Source organism: Streptomyces yamdrokensis (assembly GCF_053890455.1).
The window spans coordinates 5,046,904-5,071,406 of the sequence record NZ_CM132679.1 but is presented as its reverse complement, the minus strand read 5'-3'; the positions used below and the strand labels follow the sequence as shown (position 1 = coordinate 5,071,406).

25 protein-coding genes and 1 pseudogene are annotated in these 24,503 nt (G+C 70.6%); 8 read left to right on the top strand and 18 right to left on the bottom strand.

Annotation, left to right across the window (positions count from 1 at the left end; genetic code table 11):
• Positions 1–75 precede the first annotated feature (75 nt).
• The 15 genes from ACWZEH_RS22720 to ACWZEH_RS22650 form a co-directional block, all read right to left on the bottom strand.
• A complete protein-coding gene (locus tag ACWZEH_RS22720; RefSeq protein ID WP_456192953.1) occupies positions 76–660 on the bottom strand; it encodes a GNAT family N-acetyltransferase in 585 nt (194 codons plus the stop codon).
• Between the two features lie 37 nt (positions 661–697).
• Positions 698–3,412 carry a SpoIIE family protein phosphatase gene (locus tag ACWZEH_RS22715; protein WP_456192952.1) on the bottom strand — a complete coding sequence of 905 codons (2,715 nt, stop codon included), beginning with the start codon at positions 3,410–3,412 and terminating at the stop codon, positions 698–700.
• Between the two features lie 290 nt (positions 3,413–3,702).
• Positions 3,703–4,125, bottom strand: a complete 423-nt coding sequence (locus ACWZEH_RS22710) for an ATP-binding protein (protein ID WP_456192951.1) — start codon at positions 4,123–4,125, stop codon at positions 3,703–3,705.
• A 195-nt stretch (positions 4,126–4,320) separates the two neighbouring features.
• Positions 4,321–4,737 (bottom strand): (deoxy)nucleoside triphosphate pyrophosphohydrolase, encoded by a 417-nt coding sequence (locus tag ACWZEH_RS22705; protein WP_456192950.1) that lies wholly within the window; start codon positions 4,735–4,737, stop codon positions 4,321–4,323.
• Between the two features lie 96 nt (positions 4,738–4,833).
• Positions 4,834–5,022, bottom strand: a complete 189-nt coding sequence (locus tag ACWZEH_RS22700; RefSeq protein ID WP_456192949.1) for an SPOR domain-containing protein — start codon at positions 5,020–5,022, stop codon at positions 4,834–4,836.
• A 378-nt stretch (positions 5,023–5,400) separates the two neighbouring features.
• Complete coding sequence (locus tag ACWZEH_RS22695; protein ID WP_456192948.1) at positions 5,401–6,153, bottom strand: GntR family transcriptional regulator; 753 nt, start codon at positions 6,151–6,153, stop codon at positions 5,401–5,403.
• A 147-nt stretch (positions 6,154–6,300) separates the two neighbouring features.
• Complete coding sequence (locus tag ACWZEH_RS22690; RefSeq protein WP_456192947.1) at positions 6,301–7,506, bottom strand: DUF4190 domain-containing protein; 1,206 nt, start codon at positions 7,504–7,506, stop codon at positions 6,301–6,303.
• A 288-nt stretch (positions 7,507–7,794) separates the two neighbouring features.
• Positions 7,795–9,375, bottom strand: coding sequence for a S8 family peptidase (locus ACWZEH_RS22685; protein ID WP_456192946.1), 1,581 nt, complete (start codon positions 9,373–9,375; stop codon positions 7,795–7,797).
• A gap of 330 nt (positions 9,376–9,705) precedes the next feature.
• Positions 9,706–10,101 (bottom strand): MBL fold metallo-hydrolase, encoded by a 396-nt coding sequence (locus tag ACWZEH_RS22680; RefSeq protein ID WP_456192945.1) that lies wholly within the window; start codon positions 10,099–10,101, stop codon positions 9,706–9,708.
• 256 nt (positions 10,102–10,357) lie between these two features.
• Positions 10,358–11,401: an SPFH domain-containing protein gene (locus ACWZEH_RS22675; RefSeq protein WP_456192944.1), complete on the bottom strand. Its 1,044-nt coding sequence runs from the start codon at positions 11,399–11,401 to the stop codon at positions 10,358–10,360.
• Between the two features lie 4 nt (positions 11,402–11,405).
• Complete coding sequence (locus ACWZEH_RS22670) at positions 11,406–11,837, bottom strand: NfeD family protein (RefSeq protein ID WP_456192943.1); 432 nt, start codon at positions 11,835–11,837, stop codon at positions 11,406–11,408.
• Positions 11,838–12,115: 278 nt separating this feature from the next.
• On the bottom strand, positions 12,116–13,096 hold the full coding sequence (locus ACWZEH_RS22665) for a TIGR03557 family F420-dependent LLM class oxidoreductase (RefSeq protein WP_456192942.1): 981 nt from the start codon (positions 13,094–13,096) through the stop codon (positions 12,116–12,118).
• Positions 13,097–13,249: 153 nt separating this feature from the next.
• Positions 13,250–13,609: a hypothetical protein gene (locus tag ACWZEH_RS22660; RefSeq protein WP_456192941.1), complete on the bottom strand. Its 360-nt coding sequence runs from the start codon at positions 13,607–13,609 to the stop codon at positions 13,250–13,252.
• 200 nt (positions 13,610–13,809) lie between these two features.
• Positions 13,810–14,508: a potassium channel family protein gene (locus ACWZEH_RS22655; protein WP_456192940.1), complete on the bottom strand. Its 699-nt coding sequence runs from the start codon at positions 14,506–14,508 to the stop codon at positions 13,810–13,812.
• A gap of 631 nt (positions 14,509–15,139) precedes the next feature.
• Positions 15,140–16,867 carry a PP2C family protein-serine/threonine phosphatase gene (locus ACWZEH_RS22650; RefSeq protein WP_456192939.1) on the bottom strand — a complete coding sequence of 576 codons (1,728 nt, stop codon included), beginning with the start codon at positions 16,865–16,867 and terminating at the stop codon, positions 15,140–15,142.
• A 604-nt stretch (positions 16,868–17,471) separates the two neighbouring features.
• Here ACWZEH_RS22650 and ACWZEH_RS22645 point away from each other — a divergent pair.
• Both ACWZEH_RS22645 and ACWZEH_RS22640 read left to right on the top strand, forming a co-directional pair.
• Complete coding sequence (locus ACWZEH_RS22645; RefSeq protein ID WP_073946283.1) at positions 17,472–17,723, top strand: hypothetical protein; 252 nt, start codon at positions 17,472–17,474, stop codon at positions 17,721–17,723.
• Positions 17,723–18,115, top strand: coding sequence for a PIN domain-containing protein (locus ACWZEH_RS22640; protein WP_384016235.1), 393 nt, complete (start codon positions 17,723–17,725; stop codon positions 18,113–18,115). Before ACWZEH_RS22645 ends, ACWZEH_RS22640 begins: the two co-directional genes overlap by 1 nt.
• Positions 18,116–18,354: 239 nt before the next feature.
• On the opposite strand, the pseudogene ACWZEH_RS22635 reads toward ACWZEH_RS22640, so the two are convergent.
• Positions 18,355–18,779: pseudogene (locus ACWZEH_RS22635) on the bottom strand (C-terminal helicase domain-containing protein); the annotation flags it as partial.
• Positions 18,780–19,262: 483 nt separating this feature from the next.
• Between ACWZEH_RS22635 and ACWZEH_RS22630 the strand changes: the two are divergent.
• The 5 genes from ACWZEH_RS22630 to ACWZEH_RS22610 all read left to right on the top strand — a co-directional run bounded on the left by ACWZEH_RS22630 (position 19,263) and on the right by ACWZEH_RS22610 (position 21,558).
• On the top strand, positions 19,263–19,532 hold the full coding sequence (locus ACWZEH_RS22630) for a type II toxin-antitoxin system Phd/YefM family antitoxin (protein WP_456192938.1): 270 nt from the start codon (positions 19,263–19,265) through the stop codon (positions 19,530–19,532).
• Complete coding sequence (locus ACWZEH_RS22625) at positions 19,525–19,788, top strand: type II toxin-antitoxin system RelE family toxin (RefSeq protein ID WP_456192937.1); 264 nt, start codon at positions 19,525–19,527, stop codon at positions 19,786–19,788. Before ACWZEH_RS22630 ends, ACWZEH_RS22625 begins: the two co-directional genes overlap by 8 nt.
• 290 nt (positions 19,789–20,078) lie before the next feature.
• Entirely contained in the window at positions 20,079–20,444 is a 366-nt protein-coding gene (locus ACWZEH_RS22620; protein WP_456192936.1) for a CPCC family cysteine-rich protein, read from the top strand.
• Between the two features lie 230 nt (positions 20,445–20,674).
• Complete coding sequence (locus ACWZEH_RS22615; RefSeq protein WP_456192935.1) at positions 20,675–20,860, top strand: hypothetical protein; 186 nt, start codon at positions 20,675–20,677, stop codon at positions 20,858–20,860.
• Between the two features lie 116 nt (positions 20,861–20,976).
• A complete protein-coding gene (locus ACWZEH_RS22610; protein ID WP_277328134.1) occupies positions 20,977–21,558 on the top strand; it encodes a Uma2 family endonuclease in 582 nt (193 codons plus the stop codon).
• Between the two features lie 107 nt (positions 21,559–21,665).
• Here the strand turns inward: ACWZEH_RS22610 and ychF are convergent, their stop codons facing one another.
• Positions 21,666–22,754: a redox-regulated ATPase YchF gene (ychF, locus tag ACWZEH_RS22605; RefSeq protein WP_456192934.1), complete on the bottom strand. Its 1,089-nt coding sequence runs from the start codon at positions 22,752–22,754 to the stop codon at positions 21,666–21,668.
• Between the two features lie 181 nt (positions 22,755–22,935).
• On the opposite strand from ychF, the gene ACWZEH_RS22600 reads away from it, so the two are divergent.
• Complete coding sequence (locus ACWZEH_RS22600) at positions 22,936–23,553, top strand: DUF6542 domain-containing protein (RefSeq protein WP_456192933.1); 618 nt, start codon at positions 22,936–22,938, stop codon at positions 23,551–23,553.
• A 69-nt stretch (positions 23,554–23,622) separates the two neighbouring features.
• Here the strand turns inward: ACWZEH_RS22600 and ppgK are convergent, their stop codons facing one another.
• Positions 23,623–24,369 (bottom strand): polyphosphate--glucose phosphotransferase, encoded by a 747-nt coding sequence (ppgK, locus tag ACWZEH_RS22595; protein ID WP_456192932.1) that lies wholly within the window; start codon positions 24,367–24,369, stop codon positions 23,623–23,625.
• Positions 24,370–24,503: the final 134 nt, after the last annotated feature.

The following is a 24,503-nucleotide window of genomic DNA, read 5'->3' as shown; positions in this document are numbered from 1 at the left end:
TCCGCCGCCGGTCCCGTCCGGGCCCGCGGCTGATCCTGGGGAGGAGGACGAGGGCGGGGAAGCCTGTGGTTGCGGTCAGGCGGCGGTGGGCGCGTGGCGTACGTGCACGTGCCCGTCCCGGGGGAAGGCGGGCGGTGCGGCGGGGAGCACGGTGGTGAGCGTGGAACCGGCCTTCCCGGCGACGCGGCAGGAAGCCTCGTTGTCGACCTGGTGCAGCAGCTCCAGGCGGGTCAGGCCCTCGTGGGCGAAGGCCGTGGACGCCCAGCCGGTCAGCACCGCCAGAGCGCGGGGAGCCACGCCGCGGCCCCGCGCGGGCGCCCCGGTCCAGTAGCCCACCTCGGCGGAGCCCGACCCCCTGGCCGCGTACTTGAGGACGACGTTGCCGACGAGTCTCGCGGGGGTGCCGCGTGCTCCCGGCCCCGCCGGCGTCTCCTCCACGGCGAACGCGAGCCGGTCGCCCGCCTCCCAGCCACGCTGCTGCGCCGACACCCAGCGCGCCGCGCTCGCCCCGTCGCGCACGGCGTCACCCGTCCAGCGGCGCAACGCCTCGTCCCGGTACAGCTCGGCCAGGCCGGCCGAGTCCTTTGGGCTCCAGGGCCTCAGGGTCAGGGGACCCGCTGTCGGGCGTACCGGAGTGACCGGGGCCGAAGTCGGGTGCATACGGCGAGGGTACGCGAGGGCGTTCGGCGACCGGGTGTCAGAAGAGGCTCAGGAGGGCCTCTGCGGGGTCGGCGAGGGTGGTGTCGGCACCGGGGAGGGGGAGTTCGAACCAGACGGTCTTGCCGCGGGGGGTGCGGCGGGAGCCCCAGGCGGCGCTGAGCAGGCCGACCAGCTGGAGGCCGCGGCCGCCCTCGTCGGTGTCGCGGGCGCGACGGCGGCGCGGCTGGACCAGACCGGCGTCCCAGACCTCGCAGACCAGGGTGCGGTCGAGCAGGAGACGGAGCCTGATCTCGCCCTCGCCGTACCGCAGGGCGTTGGTGACCAGCTCGCTGACCAGGAGTTCCGTGGTGTCGACGAGGGGTTCCAGGTCCCAGGCGAGCAGCTGTGTACGAGCGTACTCGCGGGCGCGGCCCACGCTGCGGGGTTCGCGCGGCAGCGCCCAGTCGCCCACGGAGTCGGCGGGCAGTCCCTGGACACGTGCCATCAGCAGCGCGATGTCGTCCTCGCCGTGGTGGGTGTCGAGGGTGTTGAGGACGTGGTCGCAGACGTCCTCCAGGTTCCGGGTGTCGGCGCGCGGCGGCGCCGAGCCGTCGTGGTGGTCGTCGCCCGAGGGCCGGACGGGGTCGGTGAGCGCGCCCACGAAGGCCTGGAGCCCTTCGTCGAGGGGGTGGTCGCGGCTCTCGACCAGACCGTCCGTGTAGAGCGCGAGCAGGGCGCCCTCGGGCAGTTCGACCTCGACCTCCTCGAAGGGTTCCCCTCCGACGCCGAGCGGCAGGCCCGGCGGCACGTCCAGCATCAGCGCGGGCTCGCCGGGTTCGACCAGGACGGGCGGCAGGTGGCCCGCGTTGGCGAAGGTGCACCTCCTGGTCACCGAGTCGTACACGGCGTAGACGCACGTCGCCAGGTAGACCTCGGAAAGGTCGGCCTCCTGGGGGCGGCGGGCGGCCCGGGTGGCCTGCTGGACGCCTCCGGGGGCGCCGAGGCCACGGGCGATCTCGTCCAACTGGGAGAGGACCTCGGCGGGTTCGAGGTCGAGCTGGGCCAGGGTGCGGACCGCGGTGCGCAGTTCGCCCATCGCCACCGCGGCGCGCAGGCCCCTTCCCATCACGTCCCCGACGACCAGCGCGGTGCGGTGGCCGGGCAGTTCGATGACGTCGAACCAGTCGCCGCCGACCTCGCTGGGGCGGCTGGTGGCCGGGCTGCCGGGCAGGTACCGGCAGGCGATGTCGAGGCCGGACGCTTCCGGGTCGCCGGGCGGGAGCAGGGACCGCTGCAGTATCAGGGCGCGTTCGTGCTCGCGCCGGTAGAGGCGGGCGTTGTCGATGCAGACGGCGGCGCGCGCGGCCAGTTCCACGGCGAGGTCCCGGTCGCGGTCCCCGAAGGGCTCGCTGCCCTTGGTCCGGGCGAACTGTGCGAGACCGACCACCGTGTCGTGGGCGACCATCGGCACGGCGAGCGTGGACCGCACCAGCCCGCCGTCCTCGCCCGGCAGGGTCCGCGGGCGGGCGGTGCGCAGGGCGTCCGCGCACGGCGAGTTGAACGCGTAGTGGTGGACGGCGCCGAGTTCGACGGGCTCGCCGGTGACACTGAACGGCGCGTCGGAGACGGCGCTGGCGAAGGCGACGCGGCGCACCTCCGCGCTGCCGTCGGCGAGGCCCGGCGGGGTCTCGTCGCCGACCAGCAGCCCCTGGTAGAGGTCGACGGTGGCCAGGTCGCAGAAGCCGGGGACGGCGACGTCGAGGAGTTCGCGGGCCGTGGTCTCCAGGTCGAGGGAGTTGCCGATCCGGGCGCCCGCCTCGTTGAGCAGGGCGAGATTGCGCCGCGCGTTGGCGGCCTCGCGGGCGGCGGCGCGGCGGGCGGTGATGTCCGTTCCCAGCCATGCGATGCCGATGGGGCGGCCGCTGCCGCTGCGTACGCGGTACAGGTTGATGGACCAGTGACGGCGTCCGGTGGAGCCCGGTACGAAGCCCGTGACGTGCATGTCCGTGATGGACTGGCCGGTGTCCAGCACCCTGCGCATGGTCGCGTCGACCCGCTCGGCCTCACCGCGCGGCAGATAGCTGTGGACGTCCCTGCCCCGGTGGTCGTCGGGCGTGCCTCCGAAGGTGGACGCGAACCGCTCGTTGGCGCGGCGAACCCGCAGGTCGGGGTCGATCAGCAGAAACCCGAAAGGAGATTGGCCGAAAATGGCCTGCGAAGCGGCGAGATCGGTCTCGATGCTGCGCAGGGTGCGCACGTCGACGACGATGCAGACGGCCGCCCTCTCGCCCTCCTCGGTACGCGTCGGCATGACATAGACCTCGGCGAGGGCCTCACCGCCGGGCTCGCCGCCCTCCCCCGTGTCGGGGAGGCGGAAGGGCACGACCCCGGTCCACTCCCGGCCGTCGAGGATCTCGGCCATCTTGCGCTGACCCTGCTCGCGCCGGTCCGGGTCGATGAAGACCTCGACGGGGTCCATCCCGACCGCCCGCCGTGCCGGGATGCCGAAGATCTGCTCGGCGCGCAGGCTCCACTGGTCGACCAGTCCGTCGGGGCCGATGGAGAAGGACGCGACCTTGATGTACTCGTACATGGAGCCGGGAGGACTGACCTGCCATGTCCCGCCCACCGACGAGACGTCACCGGCGGGCAGGAGATCTCCGAGAGGAGCGGCGGCGGAGGCATCGCCGGAGGAGAGGCCGTCGTTGGCCTCGGCCCTTGCGCCGCCCGACGGGTCCTTGGACTCCGTGGCCTTCGCTGGTATCTCGCTCACGCGAACCGTCCCCTCCAGCTCACCGCGTCCGGCACCGGTCACCGGGGGCGGCTGCCCGCAGTATCCAGCACTACGGTGCCGCACAACACGGTGTTCACGATCACAGCACCGCTCCGATGCTTTTCGGTCCGGTCTGTGAGAACACTCCCAGTCTTCTAACCAGCGGACACGTCATCGAACCTCCTTCTTCGACAACCATCCGGGGCCTGAACCGGTCGCTCGACAGGAGGGGCCCGTACGTACACCGGCGAGGAGCGGTACGGCGCCTCTTTTCAGCCGGGGGCGAACGCTCATCCCGGCACGGTGAGTTCGAACCACACGGTCTTGCCGATGCCGTCGGGCCGGGTGCCCCAGCGGCGGGCGGTACGGGCGAGGAGCCACAGCCCGCGCCCGCCCTCGTCCTCGGGCCGGGCGTCCCGCTCGTGCGGAAGGTCCGGCAGCGGGTCGGAGACCTCCACCCGCAGGACCCCGTCGAGGCCAAGGGGACGCAGCAGGCGGACGTCGATGGGGCCGGTGGCGTGCCGGAGGGCATTGGTGACCAGTTCACTGACCAGCAGGGCCGCTTGGTCATCGAGGCAGTCGAGGCCCCAGCCGTGCAACTGGGCCCGGACCGTGGAGCGCGCGGCGCCCACGGCGCCCGGATCCGCGGGGAAGGTCCACGTGACGTGGTCGCCCCCGGTGTCGCCCTCGGTGTCGCCCTCGGTGTCGCCCACCGGATCACCTCCGTCCCTCACCGGCGGCCGGTCCACCGCCCGTGCTCCGCTCCACGGACCCCCGACCTCATGGGACCAATGGGCCCATACCCGGCATTGATGGTCGAATACCGTCCACGACACCACGTCATGACATGCGGGACGGCGATGCGCAGTGCGGTGCGGTGCGCTCCCCCGTCCACCGCGGTGCGCACGTCACACACCCCGCGCGGTGAGGTCCAGATGGGCGAGCATGTCGCGGACGGCCGGCACGTCGTGGTCGAGCCAGTCGACGTCCCAGATCCGCGCGGGGGTCAGCCAGCGCAGCCGGTCATGGTCCTCGAGGGGCTCGGGAGCGGCGGATCCGGGGCGCAGGCGGGCGGTCCACACCCGCATCACATACGGCGCCCTCAGCACCCACTCGCCCGGGACGCGCTCTTCGGCCTCGGCGTCCACGCCGAGTTCCTCACGCAACTCCCGCACGACGGCCGCGTCTTCCGCCTCGCCCGGCTCGACCTTGCCGCCCGGCAGTTCCCAACGCCCGGCCAGGTCGGCGGGGGCGCTGCGGCGGGCGGCGAGCAGCCTGCCCCCGTGCCACAGGGCCGCACCGACCACCACGATCCGCTCACTCATGCGCCGGAGCCTACGGGAGGCCCGGGAGCCTGCCCCGAACATGACGTGACAGGACGGGCCACGACGTGGTGGGACCCGTGGGAGTCGGGGGAGAGATCAGTCGGAGGGCGTCGCGGTGCGCCCCATGCGCTCGACCCAGTACAGCTGCTTGTGCCCGCGGCCGTCGAGACTGTCCGCGATCTCCTGCGCCTCGGCGCGGGTCGCGTACCGGCCCACGCGATAGCGATTGCCGTTGTCGTCCTGTCGCACCACGAGCCAGGGAAGCGTGGCCGTGCCGTCGTTCATCGCGCCCCTCCGCTTCCCGTCCGCGGCACGCGCCGCGCCCCGCCCGGTAAGGAATCCCCAGTCCGCATATGCCGGAGCCTACGCCTTACCTTCACGCAGCGAACATGGGTTTGCACAAAGAGATACGCAACCGGCCAGTGCACAGGGGGCGCATCACGACGAATGCGCCGTGGGCGAGCTCGATGCATCCGGTCAGGGGCATGCCGCCCCCGCGCCCGCCACTGAGTGGTCACCTGCGAGAACGGCCAGATTCGTACGACGCCCGAACGGGCACGCCGCCGCCCGTCGGGGCGTGCGCGTGCCCGCACGGGGCGCAGAGGGAGTGTTCCGGGGTCGACGACGGCTCGGGGTCGCGGTCCGTGACGGCCGCCGGTCCGGCTACCTCACCGGGAGGCGGTACGCGACCCGGTACCGGTCGGCGGGGATCACCACGTCGGCCGTCTCGACCGGGCGGCCCGAGGCGTAGTACGTGCGCCGGACGACCAGGACGACATGGCCGGGGACGCCGCCGAGCAGTGCCAGCTCCTCGGCGAGGCCGGGGCGGGCGCCGACCTCCTCGGTCACGTTGTCCACGACCACGTCGATGGCGCGCATGCGCTCGACCACGCCCATGCCGCCGAGGGGGCCCTCCTCGGGCAGCATCACGGGCGTCCGGCCGGTCAGGGCGAGCGGCTCCCAGGAGGTGGAGAGCATCATCGGCTCGCCGGCCTCCCGGAAGAGGTACCGGGTGCGCATCACCCTGTCCCCCGGCTCGATCCCGAGCCGCTCTGCGACGTCCCCGCAGGCCTCGGCCTGCTCGCTGCTCGACTCCCAGGTGCCGCGCACGTCCCCGTCCGCCTGCTCCTGCCGGAACGGGGTGGCGCCGCGCTCCGGGCGGAACCCGGAACGGGCCACGCGCCGGGGCACGGGCCGCTCGCGGACGTACGTCCCCGAACCGGAGCGGCCCTCGACGAGGCCCTCCGCCATGAGCACCTTGCGCGCCTCCAGCGCGACCGTGTCGGAGACGCCGTACTCCTCACGGATCCGCGCCTGGGACGGAAGGCGGGTGTGCGGGGGCAGCCGACCGTCGACGATCTTCTTACGGAGATCACCCGCGACGCGCAGATACGCCGGCTGCTCACCGAATGTCACTGGCCGCTCCCATCAGCTTGTACAGAAAGCGACAGCGTGGCAACCGTATGTTGCACCAGGCAAGCGAAGGCCAGAGAATCACTCGATGTGATGACACACCCCCGTGGGGGTCTTCACGCAGACACTTCCTCCCCGCTATGGCGGCCCTCACACCTCGATGCGGTCCTCGTCGTCCCCGCCGCCCCCGGTCCCGTCCTCGCTGCCGCCCTCGCCGGCGTCCTCGTCGAACGTGGGCGGAGTGGTGGCCAGGTCCAGGGCTTCGCGTGCGGGGACCGACCGCTCGGGATCGATGAGCTCCCAGCCCTTGCCGTAGTGCTCGTAGAAGGTGTCCACGTCGTCGGCCTCGGCGGCCTTCGCCCATGCGGTCTCGGCCTTCTCGAGGACACCGACGAGATCCGTCACGGGCTCCTCGGCGGCGGCCGGCCACTCGTGCTCCCGCAGCATCCCGCTCTGCCCGGCGAGCGCCTCGGAGATCTCCCGTGCCCATTCCCGGTGGCCGGGCAGGTCGTCCTCGACGAACTCCGACTCGGGGGCCTGATCCAGCGCCGCGTTGATGACGTGCGTGCTCTTCAGGTAGACCACCTGGTCCGCGTCGAGCGTGCTCTCGTCCCTGCGCAGCGAACCGGTGAGGGTGCCGTTCTCGTCCTGGTTGCCGAACACGCAGATGATGACGCGGTCGCCGTGGTCCCAGCTGTCCCTGGACGGGGTGAGGTGGTACACGTCCACGTCGGACGGCAGGGCCCAGCCGTCCATGGCGTAGGCGTCCTCGAGGCCGTGGCACCGTTCGTCGGCGGTGTCGAAGAGGCTGTCGTCGCCCGGGTAGGGGCCGTCGGGCAGACGGACGGTGCCGAAGACCTCCCCGTCGTGCTCCCCCTCGCACGGCACCCGGTCGGCCTCGGTCGCCCGGCCCACCAGCCCTCCGGGCGAGTCGAAGCAGTCGCCGTCGGCGAGGGCGTGGACCCCGGTGTCTCCCGTCACGGAGACCTCGTCGAGCTCGTCCCAAAAGACGGCGAGGAGCACGGCGAGCAGGACCCACGCCACCAGCGACACGGAGGACATCACGATCCCGCCGATCGCCATGCCCCGGCCCTGCTCCCCCCGCCGCCGGATCTGCCCCAGCGCGACGATCCCCAGCACGAGCCCGACGACCGGCACGAACCACAGCAGACCGAGGACGAGCGAGGCGATGGCGAGCCCGTTGAAGCGGGGCGGAGGCCGGAGCCCGTACGGGCCCTGGGGGAACGGCGGTGGCGCGTACGGCCCCTGGGGCCGGGGAGTCGGGTACTGACCCCGCGGGTGCTGCCCTGGGGCGCCCTCGGGCTGCTGGGGCCCGGAGGGCGGGGGTATGGACACGAGTGCCGTGCTCCTGGTTCTGCCGTGCTGCTGCGGAGAAGTGGTGCATGCGCCGGCGCGGACCGCCGCCCGGGCACATGGCTCCGCGCATCGTAAGCGTGCCCTCCGACAGGGGCCGTTGAGGGCACCCCTGTCCGAGCCGCCCGCACCGGGCACGGCACCCTCTCCCCCGTCCACACGCCTCGCCCCCGCGGCGGACGGCCGGATCGGCGATCCGGAGCCCGCTCACGGGGACGAGGGCGAGGGGACGGCGTCCCGGGCGCCTGCCCGGGGATCCGGTCCCGTCGGTCAGAACTGCAGGGCCCAGCCGTTCAGCCGGCCCGTGTCGTACGTGTAGTTGTCACTGACGCGCAGCTTCCAGGTGCCGTTGGCGGTCTCCGAGGAGGCGTTGACCGTGTACGTGGTGTCGATGTTGTCCGCGCTGCCGCCGGTGCCGTACGCCTTCAGCGTGTAGGCCGTGCCGTCGGGGGCGATCAGCTGGACCCGGAGGTCGCCGATGTAGGTGTGGGTGATGTCCACCTCGACGGCCAGGCCGGAGGGCGCGTTGCCCGGGACGCCGGAGACGGTCACCGAGGTCTCGACGGTGGAGTTGTCGGCGATGTCGACGCCCTGGGTGCTCTCGAAGCGGTCACCGGGGGGCGGCGGCGGGGTGGTACCGCCGTCCCCGACCCTCAGCAGGCGGTTGGGCGAACCGCTGCCCGGGTTGCCGACGACACCGCTGGTGGCGGCGGAGGTCAGCGCGGAGGAGACCTGGGCGGGGGTGGCCGAGGGGTTGGCGGCCAGGTGGAGGGCGGCCGCTCCGGCGACGTGCGGGCTCGCCATGGACGTACCGGAGATGGTGTTGGTGGCCGAGTCGCCGGTGTGCCAGCTGGAGGTGATGGAGGAGCCCGGGGCGAAGATGTCCAGGACCGAGCCGTAGTTGGAGTAGCTGGCGCGGGCGTCGGTGGAGGTGGTGGCGCCGACGGTGATCGCCTCGGTCACCCGGGCCGGGGACTTGGTGGAGGCGTTGGTGGACTCGTTGCCCGCCGCGACGACGAAGGTGATGCCGGCGTTGATCGCGTTGCGCACGGCCGCGTCGAGGGCGCTGTCGGCGCCGCCGCCGAGGGACATGTTGGCGACGGCCGGCTTGACCGCGTTCCGCGCCACCCAGTCGATGCCGGCGACGACCCCGGCGGTGGTGCCGGAGCCCGCGTTGTTCAGCACGCGGACGCCGACGATGTCGGCCTTCTTGGCCACACCGTAGGCGTTGCCCGCGACGGTGCCCGCGACGTGGGTGCCGTGGCCGTTGCCGTCCTGGGCGACGTTGTCGTTGTCGACGGCGTCGTATCCGTTACGGGCGCGGCCGCCGAAGTCGCTGTGCGAGATGCGGACACCGGTGTCGATGATGTACGCCGTCACCCCGTCGCCGGCCGAGTCCGGGTAGGTGTACGAGTTGTTCAGCGGCAGGTTCGCCTGGTCGATGCGGTCCAGTCCCCAGGAGGGCGGGTTGGTCTGGGTGCCGGTGGTGTGGAACGTGCGGTTCTGGACCACCGAGGCGACGGCCGGGTCGGCGGCGAGACGTTTCGCCTCGGCCTCGGAGGCCTCGACCTCGTAGCCGTTGAGCGCCTTGGTGTAGGTCCGCTCGATCTCGGCGCCGTACTTCTCGGCCACCGCACGGCCCTCGGCGGAGCCGGACTTCGCCTCGTCCGCCTTCAGGGTCACGATGAAGCTGTCGCTGACGGCGTTCGCAGCGCCCTCGTACTGGATGTGGCCTTCGGCTGCCGGGGCCGCGCCGGCGGGGAGCGCGGAGACGAGGCCCGCCATGAGCGCCGCGCTGGTCGCGACGCCGAGAGTGGCCAGTCTTCGGTGGGGGTGACGCATCAACGCCATGTGAGGGTTCCTCCTCAGTCGGGGTGCGTTGCTGTGGGGGTTGGTGCCGGTGACGCACGTGCCGCGGGTGGGGCGTAGCCGGTCATTAGTGGCGTGACCATGTCAATGATCACTGCCGGAGCAACTGCGGGCGTCAGCCGAAAGATTGAGGGTTCCACAGGAATTGCACAAGAGGGCCCGCACGAACGAAACACCATCGCCATGCGGCCGACATGTTCAGCGACCCGCCGGCCCGGGCGGCCCGGACGGCCCCGGACCGCGCCGCCGGGAGAGGTACGACGACGCGGCCGCCGGGGGCACGAGGTCCCCCGGCGGCGCGGTGACGGCGCGTCAGGGGCTGCTGCGCCGGTCTGCTTCGTGGCCACGGGCGGGGCCCTGCCCGGCGGCGTCCGCCTCCGTGACCGTCGTGAACGGCGGCACGAGCCGGGAGGGGTGGACGCCGCCGCCCAGCGAGATGCCCTCCCCGCCCCTGACGAGCAGGGTGGGCTCCGTCTCGCCGGAGATGACGGCGTTCGCGGCCGCCGTCACCCTCGCCTCGCCCGCCGGGTCCCCCGGGTACCGGCCCCGGCGGGCGGGGCGTCCGTCCACGTGGGCCCGCCGCGAGCGGAGCATCGGTGCGTCGGCCTCGTGGATCACCACCTGTGCGCGCCGGCCGGCGCGCTCCCACAGGACGTGCGCCCCGCCGACGTGGTCGACGCGACCGCGGGTCGGCGGGATCCGGCGCACGGGCCCTCCCGCGCGGGCCCTTCGGAGATCACCGAGGCCGGGCCCCGTCCTGCGCAGGGGGCCGAACGCGGCGGGCGCGCTCATCGTCCTCCGACGGCCTCAAGGACACGGACGGGCCCGGCTCCCCGAGCCGGGCCCGTCCGGCGGACAGGTCTCGGACGCGGGGCCGCGCATACCGGGCCCTCTCACCTTCGAGCGGACGGACCCCGCCGGCCATCTTCGAGGCGGCGGCCAGGCAGTTGTCGTCACCGGCCGCTCACTGCCGGGGAGGCGGATCGGACGGAAGGGCGGCAGGGGCGGCGCCGTCGGCCTTGGCGGCGTCGGCGACGGCCTCGGCGGCCGCTTCCGCCGCCTGCGCCGTGTCGTTGGCGGCCTGGGCGGCCATGTCGTCGACCGGCCTCTCACGGGTGGCCGGCGACTTGGGCAGCTCCTCGCTGAAGGCCCGGGACACGCCTTGGAGCGCGGAGGTGATCTCGCTGGGGATGACCCAGAAGTTGTTGCCCGAGCCCTGGGCCAGTTGCGGCAGCGCCTGGAGGTACTGGTAGGCGAGCAGCTTGGGGTCGGGATCGTTGCGGTGCACGGCCTGGAACACCTCGTCGATGGCCCGGGACTGGCCCTCCGCCTGGAGGATCGCAGCGGTACGGTTGCCCTCCGCCCGCAGGACCGCGGCCTGCTTGTCGCCCTCGGCGGTGAGGATCTGCGACTGGCGCTGTCCCTCGGCCCCGAGGATCGCGGCCCGCTTGTCCCGCTCGGCCCGCATCTGCTTCTGCATCGCGTCCTTGATGGTCTGCGGCGGGTCGATGGCCTTGATCTCCACCCGGTTGACCCGCAGCCCCCACTTGCCGGTGGCCTCGTCCAGCACGCCACGGAGCTGGCTGTTGATGGTGTCCCGTGAGGTGAGCGTCTTCTCCAGATCCATGGAGCCCACGACGTTGCGCAAGGTGGTGACGGTCAGCTGCTCGACGGCCTGGAGGAAACTCGCGATCTCGTAGAAGGCCGCCCGCGGGTCGGTGACCTGGAAATACAGGACGGTGTCGATCTCGACGACCAGGTTGTCCTCGGTGATGACCGGCTGCGGTTTGAAGGAGACGACCTGCTCCCGCAGATCGATCACCGGGTGGACGCGGTCGATGTAGGGAATGACGAGATTGAGGCCGGGATTCAGGGTGCGGTGGTAACGGCCGAGCCGCTCGACATTACGAGCGCGCGCCTGAGGAACGATACGCACCGTCCGCACCACGGTGAAGATCGCGAAAAGCGCGATGATCAGGCCGGCGATGAGAAACGCTGAGATTTCCATGGTTTCAGTCCCGGGGGTAGACGTACGCGGTGGCACCATTGATCTCGATGACGTCGACGGTCGCTCCGGGAGGAATCACCAGAGTCTCGTCGTACGCACGGGCCGTCCACTCCTCACCCTCGATGCGCACCCTGCCGCCCAGGCCCGTCACCTCCGTGACGGCCGAGGCGGCCTTGCCCACCAGCGCGTCCACACCGAATCGCGCCACTTGCGGCCGGCGCACGCGGCGCAGCGCGACGGGGCGCACGAAAACCACGGTGGCGACGGCGACGACGGAGAACACCAGGAACTGGAAAGGCACCGGCAGCCCGATCGCGGCGGACCCCGCCGTGACCAGCGCGGCGGCACTCAGCATTCCGAGCGCGGCGGTGAGGGTGAAGATCTCCGCCACCGCCAGCGCGGTTGCGACGATCAGCCAAATCAGCCATGGATCCATTGCGCACCTCTTCCGAACGGCGCGGGCGCGGGGGGCCGGACCCCTATTGGAACCCAATAGGGGGCGCCCCCGACACCCCCTGGGCTCTGCCGAACGCGGCGAATTCACGAGCAACGCCTGTCGCGAGCAGAATTCCCAGGATTTACTACCACTTTACCCGTTCATGGGGAGAAGATGCGGCCGTGCATCGGTCATGTGACCGGCCGGCCGATGGCCCGCGTGCGGTGTGCCGCCCGCCACGTGCCGCCCGCCACGTGCCGTTCGGCTCACGACGCGGTTCAGGTTTGTGTGCCGTTCGGCTTCAGCTGCCGGATGCGCCCGTCGAGTTCGCTCTGGTAGAAGTCGATGAAGCCGTCGGGATCGGGGCCGGCGTTCTGCATGACCAGCCTGTCGAAACCCGCGTCGACGAACGGCTGCGCCACCTCGATGTACCGGGCGGGGTCCGCGCCGCAGGCGAACTTCTCCAGGACGTCCTCCTCGCGCACGGTGGTCGTCGCCGCGTCGAAGTTGACCGGGTTGGGCAGCTCGCTCATGACCTTCCACCCGGTCAGGGCCCATCGCGAGGTCTCCAGGGCGGCTTTCGCCGCGGTGTGCGCGTCGGGCGCCCAGGCCATGGGAACCTCCGCGTAGCGCGGGCCGGCGCCGCCGGCGTCACGGTAGTGCCGGACGATCTCCGGTTTGTCCTCGGTGGCGAACAGCCCGTCGCCCAGTTCGGCGGCGATACGCGTCGACACCTGGCCGCTGGCGGCCACCGCGATCAGGGGGAGTTCCTCGGGGAGGTCGAAGACCCGGGCGTCCTCCAGCCGCAGGTGCTTCCCTTCGTAGGACCGGTAGCCCCCGCTCCACAGCAGCCGGATGATCTCCAGGGCCTCCCTGAGCATCTCGTGCCGGGTGCGGACCGCGTCGGGGAAGCCGCGGCCGACGACGTGCTCGTTGAGCCGCTCGCCCGAGCCGACACCGAGGACGAAACGGCCCTCCGAGAGGAGGGCGAGGGTCGCCGCGGCCTGAGCGATGATCGCGGGGTGGTAGCGCACGGTGGGGCACGTCACGCCGGTCGCCAGCTCGATCCGTGAGGTCCTGGCCGCGATGCTTCCGAGGACGGTCCAGGCGAACGGCGAATGCCCCTGGTTGTCCAGCCAGGGATGGTAATGGTCGCTGATCTCGACGAAGTCGAAGCCCGCCTTCTCCGCCAGAACCGCTTGCCGTACCAGCTCCGCCGGGCCGAACGCCTCGGCGGCCAGCTTGTAACCCACCTTCATGTGCTTCTCGCTTCCCGATGCGTCGTGGGCGTTTTGTCCGCACAGAGGTACCCGCCCGGCGTCAGGCGTAACGCCTGGCCGGCCACCGGCCGGGGCGGGGCCGGCCGAAACCTCCCTTGATCGTGGACACCCGCACGTATCCCCTTGGGAGGATTACGGCCGCAGTACCCCTGCTTGTGGATCGAAGCAGACGAGCCCCATCGATGCCGCGAGGTCCGCAGCGTATGCCGAGGCCTCCTCGGCCATGCCGTAGCGCATCGAGAAGTAGAGGAACGGGCCGGCCGCCTCGTCGATCAGCGGCCCGGTGGACCAGGCAGAGGTGTCCTCCTCCTCGTCCTCCGTGAGGTCCGCCCACCGCGCCAGAAGTCCCGCGACGTATTCGGCGATACGCGATGACGGTGGAAACTCTTCGTCCGTGTCGATGTGACGGTCGTACAACTGGGTGAAGATCTCCCCCGCTCTCACGTCGTCAGCGGGCTTGGCCCCTTCCCACACCGCCAGGTCGTAGCTCATGACCGCACCATGCCACGCACCGCCGACAGCACCCCTTCGGCTTCACGCCGACGCGTGCCTGCCGACGCGCGCCGCCACAGTTCCGGGCGGACTGAATACAGTTGCGGCCCCGGCCGCGAAAGGGATCGGGTGGACGGCGCCGACGTGCCTGGCGACCGGCCCGAGCACCAGGGGTACACCAGGGCATCCGTCACGCCCGGTCACGCCCGCGCGAGCGAGCATCCGTGATCACGTGCGTAAGCGGCGAAGACGTCCATGAAGGTCCCCTCCGACTCTGTGAACTGGCTGCTGAGGAGCGACGCGAGTTCCTCCAGAGCGGCGGTCAGTATGGCGGCGCTCATCCGGAGGTCGGCACACTGTGACGCCTGTCCCAGCAGAGCGAGGTCTCCCGCATAACCGATCATGGCAGCCAGGGAGCGGTCGTCGTCGCCATCGTGGAAGTAGTACGTCTCCGAGTTCTGGGTGAGGTCGACGGTGACGTGGTTCACCTCATCGGCCAGACTCACCAGCAACGTGGCGCCGAAGGCCGCGTCGGGCGGCCCCGTGACCCGCGCCGCCTTGCGCAGGGACGCCAGCCGCAACGCCAGGGCACGTCGGCGGGCGAGAGCAGGGTGGATCTGCCCGATCCAGGAGGTGGCGGCTGTCAGCAGGACGAACCCCATCAGACCCTGCAGAGGAGTGACCAGACGGAACCAGCCTGCGGTGGGGACTATGTCGCCGAAACCGAGCGTGCCGACCGTCACCAGGGACAGGTACAAAGCGTCCAGGGCATCGGAGCGCTGCGCCGGTTCGAGCCCCGGAGCGAAGGAGAAACCCCCCGGCATGTGCGGCCAGTAGACCAGAGCCCAGCCCACAACGATGATCGACGTCCACATCAGCACGACCACCGCCATCGCCATGGGCCCCGCCACGGAGATGAACCGCGCCCGGGTGCGGGGACCTCGGCCTAGGCGCCATGCCCCGGCTGTCACCAGCGTGCTGAGACTGCCGCGACCCGACGGACGCCACAGGGTGTGAAACACGTCGTGCAACGCGGCCGCAATCACTACCCCTCCGACCGCGGTGATGAGCCACCCCAAGTTTCCTTCTCCAGTTCTGTGAGTCTCGGCATCGTCCTCGGAGCCCCGCGACGCCGGTCGGCCGTCTCGGGCGGAGCCGGGCACACGGGCTTCCGGCTGTCCACCGCCGTGTGCCCCGGCTCCGCCACCGCGGTGTCGGCCGAAGGACCGGTGGCCGGCTCAGGAGTCGCCCGATCACCGCACGGAGGGCGATCACGCCGCCACGTGCGGCCGGTCCGTCACCATGCGACCGCCCTGCGTTCGTTTTCCTCGAGTCCGGCCCGTTCCTGCCCGGATCGGCTCCGGCAGTACTTCCATCGACAAGGGCATGCCGACGCTGGTACCCGCGCCGACGGCACAGACACCCCCCGGTACCGGCGTACGGAGGACTCTCCCCGGTCACGTACGGGCGAACGGCCGAAGCGGCACACCGGCGTGCCGGCTCCCGCACGGGCTGATCATGGCCGCCGGTCTACGCACGAATGGGCGTGCGCAGCGCGAGCATGGCGACGTCGTCGTCGTTGTCGCCGGGACGGACCCGCTCCAGCAGCAGGTCGCAGAACGACTCCAGAGGGCGGTGGGCAAGAGAGGCCGCGTGCCGGCGCAACCGGTCCAGTCCATGGTCGATGGAGTGGTGCGGGGACTCGACCAGGCCGTCGGTGTAGAGCAGGAGGGTGGTGCGGGGCGGCAGGACGGTGACGGTGTCGGGACGGGGCCGGATCAGTCCGGTCCCGAGCAGAATGCCGTGGGCGTCGGTGAGGTAGCGGGCCCGGCCGTCGTGGCTGACCAGCAGCGGAGGAGGGTGGCCGGCGTTCGTCCAGGACAGTCGCCACAGCTCGTCGTCGCCGAGAGCGAGCGTGGCCAGGATCATGGTCGCCATGGGGACCTCGGCTATGTGCTTCACGGCGTCGTCGAGCTGGGTGACGACGGCGCTGGGCGTGGCCTGGGGCTGGGACCAGGCGAAGGCCCGCAGCATGTTGCGGACCTGCGCCATGCCGGCTGCGGCGTCGAGGTCGTGCCCGACGACGTCGCCGACGGCCAGGGCGTGGGAGCTGTCGGTCAGGGCGAAGGCGTCGTACCAGTCGCCGCCGACGTAGGAGGCGTGCGGAGCGGGTACGTACCGCGCCGTCATCTCCACCCCGGGCACGGTGGGGAGCTGGGGCAGCAGGTGACGCTGCATGGTTTCGGCGACCTTGCGCTGGCGTTGGTACAGACGCGCGTTGTCCAACGCCAGGCCCGCCCGGCGGGTGATGTCCTCCAGCAGTGGCAGATCGGCGGCGGTGAAGGCGCCAGGACGTTTCGAGCGTCCCAGGGTCAGGGCTCCGAGCACGTCGCGCAGTCCCCGGATGGGTGCGATGACAGCGGAGTGCATGCCCGTCTCGGCGAACAGGCGGCCCTGCTCGACCGCGATTCCGGAATCGGGCGGGCCCTGATAGGTGGCAGGGTCCACAAGGGAGGACGCGGCACCGCGCAGAGCCCGCGACAGGGGCATCGGGGACTCCTCCGGCACCGGGGGCATGGGCCCTTGCAGGTCCTCCCGCTCGACCAGGATCCCGTCCTTGTGCTCCGTCACCAAGGCGCGCCGGACCTCGTCCCGTTCGGTGAGCAGGTCGATCACCGCCCAGTCCGCGAGCCGGGGCACCGTCAGGGCCGACAGCCGGCGCAGTGCCTCGTCGACATCCAAGGTGGACGTCAGCTGCGTGGTCGTCTCCGCCAGCAGGGCCAGGCGGTCCAGCTCCGTCAGCGGCGCCGGGACCCCATTGTCGCCTTCGTTCGATACGACCTGATCCGATCCGTACAACAGCACCAGCGCGCCCTGTTCCGCCGATCCGGAGGAGCAGGGTGCGACGAGCCAGGACAACCGGACAAGCGTGCCGTCCCCGCGGGCGAACCACTCCGGGTCACCGTGCTCGGTCCTCCCCGAGAGAAGCGCGTCCCTCAACTGACAGCGCGTACGGGGCGGGGCGTGCCCGTGGCTGTCGCGGTGCAGCAGGTCGTGGGAGTCCTGCCCGACGAGTTCCTCGAAGCTGCGGCCCAGCACGCTTTGGGCCGCGCCGTTGGCCGAGACGATGAGTCCGTCGTCGTCGACGACGACGACAGCCGTGCGCACGTCCTCCAGCGTTGCACCGAGCAGGGCACCGGACCATGCCTGGGGACCGGACACGGGGGAATCTCCCGTGCCGGTGCCGGTTACGTCCATGACCCTCCTCGGCGAACGCAGACCTACCCGAGTTCCCCAGGAAAGGTACCCGCATGCGTCGACCACTGCGGAAAAAGATCAACCGCCGGGCATCTCCATGCGCTCACGCCGGCACGAGCGATACCGTGCTCGGCCCGGATACGCGCCCGGGAACCACTCGTCGGACTCCCCTGCGATCGGGCCTTGATCCACCGCGGAACCCCCGGGCCCCGCCCCTGACCTGCTTTCTCGCAGGTCAGGCCGTTTCGCAGTCCAATCACACGTTGAAGCGGAATGTCTGCGACCCGATCCTGACCTGCGGCGGAGCCACATCCAGGGCTCTGAACAGCCATTTATCCGTTGGCGTGCGTTGGCTCCCGATGGCTGTTTGCGGGTGCCCTGCGGACTGGCTGCGGACTGGCCCACGAGGGTCTCGACGGAGCCGAGGTGCCTGCGCAGCTCTGTCGCGATCCCTTCGTCGCCACCCCCGGCCGGAAGTGGCCAGGGGTCCCGCTCGCCGTTCGCCACAACAAGGCTGTTCGCGAACCAGACGCGCCGAGCCGCCTCCGGCGCCGCCATGACTGTTCACACCCACAGAGTTACGACCGCCGGTAGGATCGGCACCATGAGCAGTAGCAGAAAGTACTCCATCAGCCTGCCCGAGGACCTTGCCGAGGCCGTACGCGCCCATGTCGGCCCCGGCGGCTTCTCCGCCTACGTCGCCGAAGCCCTCGAACAACGGGTCGCCATGGACAAGCTTCGGGAGATCGTCGCCGACTTCGAGACCGACAATGACGAGCTCACCCGCGAGGAGGTCGAGGCCGCGCGCGCGCTGCTGCGCCATGACCACCGACAGGTAGGCGGTGCCGCCGCCTGATGCCCGGCACCCTGCTGCTCGACAGCGAAGGACTCTCCAAGCTCTACCGCAAGGACCGCACCGTCGTGGCTCTGGTCCAGGCGGCCTCGGAGGAGGGCATCCGCGTGATCACCAGCGCCATGACCACTCTGGAGGCCGATTACGAGCGGATCCACCCGGCCCGCATCAAGTGGGTCCTCTCCCGCGTCGACGTTCACGATGTCACCAGAGAGGTCACCGACGAAGCCGCCGCCCTCCTTCGCGCCCATCATCTCCACGGCCACAAGTACGCCATCGACGCCGCCTTCGCCGTCATCGCCCGCAACGCGCCCCAGCCGGCCACGATCCTTACTTCCGACCCCGAGGACCTGACGCTTCTGTGCGGCCCCTCCGTGGAGGTCGTCAAGGTCTGAAGCGTCGGCCACAACCACTCCAACCAGGTCGACCCTCAGCCACAACACCTCGCAGACGAGGACTTCCCGCGGACAGACGTCTACCCGACCCACCAACAAGCGGGCCGGGCACCATATTCGATGAGACGTCAGACGTTGAAGCGGAATGTCTGCGGCTCGATCCTGACCTGCGGCGGAGGCACCTATAACGCCCTGACCAGGCATTTCTCCGTTGGGGTGCGTTGGGTCCCGACGGTCGCTTACGGGTGTCCTGCGGACTCCTTGCGGACCGCTCCCAGCCGTGCCTGCTCCTCCTCGACGATCTGGCGGGCATCGCCGTGTCCGAAACGCCGACCGCGTCCGGCGTCGACCCGGCGACCGCGCTGCGACGTGCGTACGCGTCGAACAGGCGGGTCTTATTCTTCAGTCCCCGCCATCCGCTCGTCCACCCATGGGTGGACGAGCGGATGGCGGACCCGGACCGAACGCACCTGTCCCATGCGATGGGTCAGCGCCACCGCCTGGTGTTCGATGGTCGGTTTGGTCTGAGGCTCACAGATGATCACGACGGACACAGCCTGCATGTCGAGCCCTACCCCGCCGCCTCGATCTGCGCCACCAGCACCGCATGACCCGGCACGGCGGCAAACTCGTCCACCAGCTGCTGACGGCGCGCGGGCGGCACCACGTCGATGTGGACGGCGATGGTCTCCCGAACGGCATCGGATACCTGACGCGCCGCCGCGATGACCTGGTCGGCGGTCCGCTGCCCCACGCCAGGAATCTGTCGCAACCGGTAGGACCCGGCATCAAGTACCTGCCGGACCGACGAGAGCCCACCCCTCTCGACCTCCCCGAGCATCAGCCGCCCTTCGATGACCTCCTTCGGTCGAGCCACCGGGATGGCGTCCAGCGCCTGTTCAGCCGCCGTGTCGCAGATCGGCTTCAGCGCCCCCCGAACCGCCTCGACAGCCCGCCCGTGATCACCGGCCACCGCCTGCGCCACCTCGCACAGCCGCTCTCCCCCGGCAACCGCGTCCCGCTCACTGCACCCCATCCCGCCCCGACTCCCTCTAGCCATGTCCCCGCAGACTGCTACCGCTGACCTCGAGCGCCGACCGGGATCCGCAGAGTTGTGTACACATGGCACACTCGGTACCTTTGAAGCATGACTCAGCCGCTACCCATAGAGTCCATCCGCGACGTACGCTCCCACCTGGCCGAAGTCGTCGAGCGGGCCGACCGCGACGACGTGCCCACGGTCATCACCCGTCGTGGCAAGCAGGTCGCCGCAGTGGTCTCGATCGAGGTGCTGCGCAAGTACCAGGAGTGGGAAGAGCGCGAGATCAACCGCGTCATCGACGAGCGCATGGCGAGCCCGGCCGCCGGCGTCCCGATCGAGGACGTGATGAGGGAGACGCTGGCACGCGGTGAGTGACTATCGCACGGTGTTCCGGCCCGAGGCCCAGGCCGAGTTGCGCAAGATCCCGCGCGACATGGCGCTTCGTATCCTGGCCAAACTGACAGAGCTTGAAAGCGACCCCTTCGGCTTCAACACCACCGCCCTCGTATCCCAGCCTGAGCGCCGCCGCCTACGGGTCGGCGACTACCGTGTCGTCTACACGGTCGACAACGGGGAGCTGGTGGTGTGGGTCGTACACGTCGGACACCGCTCCACGGTCTACGACACGTAGCTGCTCCCGGTTCTGCGGACTGTTGCGGACAGCAGAAGGGCCTGACCTGCATCCTCGCAGTTCAGGCCCTTCTGAATACGCGATCACACGTTGAAGCGGAATGCCTGCGTTCTGATCCTGACCTGCGGCGGAGCCCTCTCCAGGCCCCTGAGCTGGGATTTCCTCGTTGGCATGCGTGGGCTCCCGACGGCCGTTTACGGGTGTCCTGCGGACTGGCTGCGGACTGGCCGGGGGCTCCGAGGCGGAGAAATCCACGGCGCACCGGCCGGACCTGCAACGAGACTGCGCGGGTGAGCGACCGCTCCCCCTGCCCCTGCTGCGGGCACCGCGTGCTCGACGCCATGCCCGGCTCGTACGAGATCTGCTCCGTCTGCTTCCGGGAGGACGACGGGGTCCAGTTCCGCTGGCCGACCATGGCCAGCGGGGCGAACAAGGTCTCCCTGATCGAGGCCCAGCGCAACGTCCAGGACTTCGGCGCCTGCGACCAGCAGGGCCGCCGGTACGTCCGCCAGTCCGCGGCATCAAGCTCCAACTCGACGGCAAGTCGGACCACCCGACCGCGACCGGCGAACTGGTCCGCACCGCCGCCGTCTCCGACGCGAAGGTGTGGACCCCCGTCGGCGTTGAAGCCGAGACCGACCCGGCCAAACATCTGAGCAGATGTACGGGCGCAAGGCTCGGACCAGGTGGCTTCGCTGCCCCCTCCTAGCCCTCCGCCTTTGCCGCCGCCGGCCCACGATTCTCGCGCGGGGAAGCGACGCGGCCCCTCAGCCATGACACCAGGTTGTCCACGCCCTGGTCCACCAGAGCTCGCGTGTACTCGTTTCGCTCCCCAACGCCCAACGAGACTGACCCCGTACCACTGGTCGCGGATGAGCTGCCTCACGTGTCGCTCGTCACGCGCCAGGAGACCTGGCTCCTGGAGGAGCTCGCCGGCCGGAAGCGCGGCATCACCTCGGTGGGGGTTTCCGCGCGGGGCACGAAGCGCCACCCCGGCCAGCCCGCCCACGTGCCGGTCGACTACTCGCCCGACTCGCCGCTCCCGATGTTCTCGGACGAGGTGAGTCCCTGATGAGCATGCAGCGCAGGCGCGGGCAGACGGCCCGCGCTTGGGTGACGAGGGCGGTCCTCGTTTCGGCCGTCGCCGGCCTCGTGGCCCGGACCTCGCTGAGTCGCTACGGTTGAGCCATGACCGCACTGCCCGACTGGATGCGCCCGCCCCGCGCGGAAGGCTGGTTCGCGGAGGACCTGGACCGCCTCCCGGAAGCACCGCGCCACACCGAGTTGATCGACGGAGCCCTCGTATTCATGATGTCCCCGCAGCGGTGGTGGCACGGTCATCTCGTCACGATGCTCACCGTGGCTCTCATGGAGCAGGCGCCGGCCGACGTAAGGGTCGGACGGGAGATGACCATCAAACTCGATCAACGCAATCGGCCCGAGCCGGATCTGCTGGTGACGACGGCCGACTTCGACGGTGACCGCACCTGGTTCGCACCGGATGAAGTACGACTCGCCGTCGAGGTGGTCTCCCCCGAGTCCGCACACCGGGACCGCACGGTAAAGCTCCACAAATACGCAGAGGCCGGCATCCCGCACTACTGGCGCATCGAGGACGAGGACGGAGCACCCATCGTCCACGTCTACGAGCTTGACGAGCCAACCGCCACCTATGTACCCGTTGGCATCTTCAGGGGCTCGCTCAACCGTCCGGTGCCCTTCGAGATCAACCTCGACCTGGAGAAGCTCGCTCCGCCCCGCCGCGGCTAAGTCGGCACCAAGTCAGCACGGAAATGCGGTAGGGGCCGGACTCACCCAAGTCCGGCCCCTCTGACCAGCATTCTTGACGAAGTCGGCAGCCTGAAGTAACCGACCCGCTACACGTTGAAGCGGAACTCCACCACGTCGCCGTCGCGCATGACGTAGTCCTTGCCTTCCATGCGGGCCTTGCCCTTGGCCCGGGCCTCGGCGACCGAGCCGGTTTCGACGAGGTCGTCGAAGGAGATGACCTCGGCCTTGATGAAGCCCTTCTGGAAGTCGGTGTGGATGACTCCGGCGGCCTCGGGGGCGGTGGCGCCGCGCTTGATGGTCCAGGCGCGGGACTCCTTCGGGCCCGCGGTCAGGTACGTCTGCAGGCCGAGGGTGTTGAAGCCGACGCGGGCGAGGGTGGCGAGGCCGGGCTCCTCGGCGCCGACCGACTCCAGCAGTTCCATGGCGTCCTCCTCGTCCAGCTCGGCGAGGTCCGCCTCCAGCTTGGCGTTGAGGAAGATCGCCTCGGCGGGGGCGACCAGGGCGCGCTGCTCGTTCTTGAAGTCCTCGTCGGTCAGCTCGTCCTCGTCGACGTTGAAGACGTAGAGGAAGGGCTTGGTGGTGAGCAGGTGCAGGTCGTGCAGGAGTTCGTCGCGCTCGCCGCCCTGGACGATGCCGTGCGTGAAGAGCGTGTCGCCCTTCTCCAGGATCTCCTTGGCCTCCTCGACCGCCTTGACCTTGGGCGCGGTGTCCTTCTTGATCCGCGACTCCTTCTGCAGGCGCGGCAGGACCTTCTCGATGGTCTGCAGGTCGGCGAGGATCAGCTCGGTGTTGATCGTCTCGATGTCGTCCTTCGGCGAGACCTTGCCGTCGACATGGACGACGTTCTCGTCCTGGAAGGCGCGGATGACCTGGCAGATCGCGTCGGACTCCCGGATGTTCGCCAGGAACTTGTTGCCGAGGCCCTCACCCTCGCTGGCGCCGCGCACGATGCCCGCGATGTCGACGAAGTCGACCGTGGCCGGGAGGATCCGCTGGGAGCCGAAGATCTCCGCGAGCTTCGCCAGCCGGGGGTCGGGGACGCCGACGACGCCGACGTTCGGCTCGATGGTGGCGAACGGGTAGTTGGCCGCCAGCACGTCGTTCTTGGTCAGGGCGTTGAACAGGGTCGACTTGCCGACATTCGGCAGACCGACGATTCCGATCGTGAGCGACACGTTGCGACTTCCCGTACGTGAGGATGGGGGGCGAGGGCCGGCCGACTGGGCGCGTGGGCCGATCCACCAGTCTACGGCGTCCCCGCCCACGCCCCGCCTACGAATCGAACACCTGGACAACCCCCGCTTCTCGGCGTGTCCGACAGCCTGTTCGGCACATAAACAGACCTAGGTTGGTCCAGTGGAGCAACACAGCACGCGACCTGCTCAGTACGGACCGCGACGCGACCGGCCTGGCCGGCCGGGCCGGCCGGCCAAGCCGCCGCTGCCTCCGCAGGCGGGGCGGGCCCCCGGGGGCGGTGTCGCGCGGTCCGCCCGGCCCGCCCGCCCGGCACAGCGCGGGCCCGCGCCGGTCCACCGGCCCGCTCCCCCCGCCGCGGTCCAGCGGCTGCCGAACCCCCGGCTCACCGGCCTCGGCGGCGGCCTCTTCTGCGGGCTCGTGATGCTGACGCTCGGGTTCCTCGTCGCACTGCTGTTCGGGGCGTCCCAGGTCGTGTACGGCGTGCTGTTCCTGCCGGCGTGCGTGCTGACCGCTCTGTGGGTGCGCGAGGGGGACCTGCTCACCGCACCCGTCATCGTCCCGATCGCCTTCGCCCTGGGCCTGGTCCCGGTCGCCGACGAGGGCGACGGAGGAATCGGCGGCCGGCTCATGGGCATGGTGACCGGCCTGGCCACCCAGGCCGGCTGGCTGTACGGGGGGACCCTGGTCGCCGGTGTGATCGTGCTCGGCCGGCGGATGCGCACGATCCGTACGATCAACCGGCGGACCGCCGCCGCCCGGGGCCGGGCCCAGACCTGATGTCCGGGTGTCCGGGTGTCCGGGTGTCCGGGTGTCCGGGTGCACGGACACCCGGATGCGCCCGGTGCCCTACATGCCCGTGGCCGCCCGCATCGCCGCTCCCACGATGCCCGCGTTGTTCTGCAGCTGCGCCGGAACGATCTCGGCCTTGATGCCCTCGATATGGGGCAGGAACTTCTCGGACTTGCGGCTGGCACCGCCACCGATCACGAACAGCTCCGGCGAGAACAGCATCTCCACGTGAGCCAGGTACTTCTGCACCCGGTGCGCCCAGTGCTCCCACGTCAGCTCGTGGTCCTCCCTGGCCTTGCTGGACGCCCGCTTCTCCGCCTCGTGACCGTCCAGCTCCAGGTGGCCGAGCTCCGTGTTGGGGACCAGGACGCCGTCCACGAACACGGCGCTGCCGATGCCCGTGCCGAACGTCAGCATGATGACCGTGCCCCGACGGCCCTTGCCGGCTCCGAAGTGCATCTCGGCGATGCCCGCCGCGTCCGCGTCGTTCACGACGGTCACGGGCAGGCCGCCGAGGCGGTCACCGAGCAGGACGCGCGCGTCGGTGTGGATCCAGTTCTTGTCCATGTTGGCCGCCGAACGGATCGTGGTGCCGTCGGTGACCACGCCCGGGAAGGTGGCCCCGACCGGGCCGGTCCAGCCGAAGTGGTCGATGACCTGCTTGACCCCGTCCGCCACCGCGTCCGGCGTGGACGGGTGCGGGGTGAGGACCTTGCAGCGCTCCTGCGCCAGGTCCCCCTTGTCCAGGTCTACCGGGGCACCCTTGATCCCGGACCCGCCGATGTCCACACCGAAGATCTGCATGGAACCACGTTAAGCCGGACGGTGAACGGTCACCGAATCGAACCCCGTCACCGATCGGACACGGGGTGAGGAATGGGGACGTGACGACGTCGCGCCGTCACGTCCCCGGGTGCTCCCGCCCGTCGGCGCAGCGC